Source organism: Sulfuricurvum sp., from assembly GCF_049305995.1.
Taxonomy (GTDB): domain Bacteria; phylum Campylobacterota; class Campylobacteria; order Campylobacterales; family Sulfurimonadaceae; genus Sulfuricurvum.
Genome location: NZ_JBAQPS010000275.1, coordinates 1 through 4,817 on the forward strand (window position 1 = coordinate 1; position 4,817 = coordinate 4,817).

4 protein-coding genes are annotated in these 4,817 nt (G+C 46.6%); all 4 read left to right on the forward strand.

Features of this window, described 5'->3' with window-relative positions; all coding sequences use genetic code 11:
- Positions 1-226: 226 nt before the first annotated feature.
- The 4 genes from alaS to WA010_RS09385 all read left to right on the forward strand — a co-directional run bounded on the left by alaS (position 227) and on the right by WA010_RS09385 (position 4,692).
- Complete coding sequence (gene alaS, locus WA010_RS09370) at positions 227-2,776, forward strand: alanine--tRNA ligase (RefSeq protein ID WP_422556868.1); 2,550 nt, start codon at positions 227-229, stop codon at positions 2,774-2,776.
- Positions 2,776-3,312: a hypothetical protein gene (locus WA010_RS09375; RefSeq protein ID WP_422556865.1), complete on the forward strand. Its 537-nt coding sequence runs from the start codon at positions 2,776-2,778 to the stop codon at positions 3,310-3,312. The genes alaS and WA010_RS09375 overlap by 1 nt, the downstream gene beginning before the upstream one ends.
- 72 nt (positions 3,313-3,384) lie before the next feature.
- Positions 3,385-3,930: a septum formation inhibitor Maf gene (maf, locus tag WA010_RS09380; RefSeq protein ID WP_422556866.1), complete on the forward strand. Its 546-nt coding sequence runs from the start codon at positions 3,385-3,387 to the stop codon at positions 3,928-3,930.
- 9 nt (positions 3,931-3,939) lie between these two features.
- Positions 3,940-4,692, forward strand: a complete 753-nt coding sequence (locus tag WA010_RS09385) for a M48 family metallopeptidase (protein ID WP_422556867.1) — start codon at positions 3,940-3,942, stop codon at positions 4,690-4,692.
- Positions 4,693-4,817: the final 125 nt, after the last annotated feature.

Below are 4,817 nucleotides of genomic sequence, written 5' to 3' on the forward strand. Positions count from 1 at the left end.
GGGATATTCACAGAGCTTCAAAATCAAGATTATTTTAAACAAGTAAAAGCGACCAATGGAACCATTGAATGGCCAAATGGTCAAGATTTTTGCCCTGACACATTGTATATAAAGGGCACGTGAGCTCAGGGCGAACGGAAAAAACTTCTCTTTTCCTTCTAACTTCTTTAATTAAACCCATCTTCGCTATAATCGCGCAATTTTTACTAACGGTGAGTAAACCATGATGGATGTCCGCGAAGCTTTTTTAGCCTTTTTTGAATCAAAACAACACGCACGGGTTCCGAGTTCCCCACTTGTCCCCGATGATGCAACCCTCCTTTTTACCAATGCGGGGATGGTTCCGTTTAAATCGATTTTTACGGGCGATATCCCTATCCCTGCCAATCCGCGTGCGACCAGTGCACAGACGTGTATCCGTGCGGGTGGAAAACACAATGACTTAGAGAATGTCGGTCATACGGCGCGTCACCATACGTTTTTCGAGATGCTCGGGAACTTCAGTTTCGGTGATTATTTCAAAGAGGAAGCGATTGCCCATGCGTGGGAATTTGTTACCGAAGTGATGAAACTCCCTGTTGATAAACTCTGGGTTACCGTTCATGAGAGCGATGATGAAGCCGAAGAGATTTGGAAAAAGCATATTTCGGCGGATCGCATTATGCGTCTTGGGGATAAAGATAACTTTTGGCAGATGGGAGATACCGGACCGTGCGGACCGTGTTCGGAGATTTTCGTCGATCAAGGGGCAGAACATTTTAACGGTCCTGAGGATTATATGGGGGGCGATGGGGATCGTTTCCTTGAAATCTGGAACCTCGTATTTATGCAGTATGAGCGTAATACCAAAGGTGAATTGAAACCTCTTCCGAAACCCTCTATCGATACGGGGATGGGATTGGAACGTGCTACGGCAGTATTAGAGGGGGCATTGAGCAACTACGATTCAACCCTCTTTATGCCGATTATTCGCAAAGTCGAAGCCCTTATCGGTAAACCCTATACCTATGCAAGCGGTGCATCATACCGCGTTATCGCCGATCATATCCGTACGGCTACGTTTCTCCTCGCTCAGGGGACAAATTTCTCGAACGAGGGGCGCGGGTATGTATTGCGTCGTATTTTACGTCGTGCGGTTCGTCACGGATATTTGCTCGGATTTACCAAACCGTTTATGTTTGAGGTTGCCGATACGGTAGCCGAACTGATGGGGAAACAATACCCTTACATCGTTGAAAAGCTCAGTGTTCTAAAAGAGCAAATCATGCTCGAAGAGGAACGCTTTTTCAAAACCATCGCTTCGGGAATCGAACTCTTCAACGAAGAGTTGAAAAATACCAAAGAGACGTTTAGCGGCGAAGTGGCGTTTAAACTTTACGACACCTTCGGTTTCCCGCTCGATTTGACCGAAGATATGCTGAAAGAGAAACATCTCTCCCTCGATGTAGAGACGTTTGAAACACTGATGTCTGAGCAACGCAAGCGTGCGAAAGCGGCGTGGAAAGGTTCGGGGGATGCACATGTCGAGGGGGATTTCAAAACCCTTCTCGAAACATTTGGCGTGAATACTTTTATTGGATACGGCTACACGAAAGCTCCTGTCAAAATCCAAGCGTTATTGAGCGAAAGTTTCGAGCGGGTTGAGCAACTTCATGCGCACCAAAGCGGATGGGTACTCCTCGAAGAGACACCGTTTTATGCTGAGAGCGGTGGACAGAGCGGTGATATCGGAACCCTCGGTGATAAAGCGACCGTTACCGAAACGAAAAAATTCCACGGATTGAATCTTTCTCATATTGAAACCAAAGCGACATTGAGTGTTGGTGAGACAGTTGAAGCGATTGTCGATCCATCACGTAATGAAATCGCGAAACACCACTCGGCAACCCACTTACTACATGCCGCGTTGTATGAATTGCTCGGTGAACATATCTCCCAAGCGGGGTCACTCGTTGAGCATAATCGCCTCCGTTTTGACTTCTCTCATCCAAAAGCGATGAGCCACGAAGAGATCGCATTGGTCGAAGAGCGTGTCAACTATCATATCTTCCATGCATTGGAAGGCTTAACACGTGAGATGAGCATCGATGAGGCGAAAAAAAGCGGTGCAAAAGCACAGTTCGGTGAAAAGTATGGCGATACCGTTCGAGTTGTTAACTTCGGATCGGCTTCGGTCGAGTTCTGCGGTGGTATCCACGTCGATAACACGGCAACCATCGGAACGTTTGTGATCGTAAAAGAGAGCGGTGTAAGCGCAGGAGTTCGACGTATCGAAGCGGTGTGTGGAAATGCGGCGTACAACCTCTTTAAGCAACAACGCCATCTTCTCGAAGAGGTGGAAGCGTCGGTTAAAAATCGCGATGTGCTCGCGGGTATCGAGCGTCTCAAAGAGCAGGTTAAAACGCTAAAAACTGAAATGAGTACATTGGCCTCATCTGCTAAAGAAGAACTTTCCGTGACTATGATGGGTTCTACGGCAATCGTCGTCGCCGAGCTCAGTGCGGGTGATATCAAAGAGCGGATCGATGAACTCAAAAATCAGCACGATTCGGTTGCGGTGATCCTCTTTCAGGTCAAAGATGACAAAGTCCTTCTTGCGGCGGGTGCTAAAAATACGGGTGTTAAAGCAGGGGATTGGATCAAAGCGATTGCTCCGATTCTCGGCGGCGGCGGCGGCGGACGTCCGGATTTTGCCCAAGCGGGTGGAAAAGATGCTAGTAAATTGGGTGAAGCCAAAGAAGCGGCATTGGCGTATGTAACGAAGGAACTCGCATAATGAAAGAGCTTTTGGTCGAAACATTTGCTCACCATCGTACATTGATCGTTTTTTTGCACGTTATCAGTGCGGTTGTTTGGGTCGGTGGGATGATCGCGATCCGTTTTGCAACCCATCAGTCGCTCGCACTTATCAGTGATCCAAAACTACGCCTTGAGCGCGCGGCACATACCCTCAAACGTCTTTTTACGATTGTAACGCCGTTTGTTATTCTCCTTATAATCACGGCGGTTTTAATGGCGGTCGGGTTAGGATTTCGTGCAGCGGCAATGGACCCAATGGGTAATGTGATCGACGACTATGCGATGAGTATTTATAACACGGTTCATATCAAAGAGGCGATTTGGCTGATTATGGCGATTAATCTTGCCGCTATGATGTGGCGTCGAGCCAAAGCGGAAAAAGCACTCAAAGAGGGGAATCTCGAAAAAGCCAAAGAGATGCTCGGACTTATTGCGAAATACATGGTTCCTGTGAATATCGTATTGGGTATTACCGCTATTTTCATCGGTGTGGTACTCCGAAACGCGTATTAATAATATCGTCATTCCCGCGAAGGCGGGAATCTAGCTGGATCCCCGCCTTCGCGGGGATGACAAAGGGATTTAATGCTCCGTTTAGCCTCCTCTTCTATTACCCGTTCCGAACTTCTAAGTGCGGCGGGTATCTCTTTTATTCAAGAATCCATTGATTTCGATGAAGATGCTATTATCGCTTCCACCCCTAAAAACTTTGTCTATCAAGCGACGCTTGGAAAATACCGTGTTAATTTGGAAAAATTCGGATGTGCCGATTATCCTCTCCTTGTCGCCGATACGGTGGTAACGGCACACGGTAAGATTTTGCGTAAAGCGAAAGATGAAGCGGATGCCCGAGCGATTTTAGAGATGCAAAGCGGTTCGGATGTTGCTATCATTACCTGTATGATTTATAAAACTCCACGACTGGAGCTTATGGATATCTCATCGACGCACTATTTTTTCGATGTTTTTGATCCCAAAGATATTGATGCGTATTTGGAGAGCGGCGAGTGGCGAGGTAAAGCGGGTGCGTGTATGGTGGAGGGGTTTTGCAAACCTTATATTCGAGAAGTGCGTGGTTTTGAGAGTACGGCGATGGGATTGTCGGTTGAAGTCTTGCAACCGTTTTTATAGGAGAACACGATGAAATTTATCTTTACAGTGTTTTTGGGTTTATGGTTAGTCGGATGTACAAAAACTCCAGTAACCAATCGAAGCCAGTTTATGATGATCTCCCCTGATCAAGAGATGGCTTTGGGGGCAACAGAAGCAAAAAAAATCGTTGAAACGTCTAAAGTGAGTAGCGATAAAAAACTCCAAGAGAGGGTAAAACGGATCGGGCAGCGTATCGCGGCAGTAAGTGGACGAAGTGATTTCGCATGGGAATTTACCGTGATTGATGACGCCACGCCAAATGCGTTTTGTTTACCTGGAGGGAAAGTCTTTTTTTATACGGGGATTTTAAAAATTACCGAAAACGACGATCAAATAGCTACCGTTATGGGACATGAGATCGCACATGCTCTTGCTCGTCATGGTGCAGAGCGGATGTCGATGCAAAGCGCGAGTAATATCGGTGCCCAAGTGTTGGCGGCAGCACTAAACGTTCCTGCTGAGTATCAAAATATCTATTCGCAAGCGTATGGGATCACTTCGCAAGTGGGGCTGATCCTTCCTTATAGCCGTACGTTTGAGCATGAAGCCGATCAAATCGGTATTTATCTCATGTACAAAGCGGGATATGCCTCTGCTCAAGCGATCAAGTTTTGGGAAAATATGGAAAAAGCTTCTAGAGGGGGACAAAAACCGCCTGTATTTCTCTCTACCCATCCAGCTGATAGTGAGCGTATAAAAGCGATACGTGAATACATTGCACAACTCCCTGTCACGCGATGAATAATCCCTACAAAAGTGAGCTTAATGCGCTAAAACGCTCAGGGCGTTACCGTGAACGTCATATTCGTGATAGTTCATTGATCGATGCCGCATCAAATGATTATTTGGGATTAGCCCACAACAAA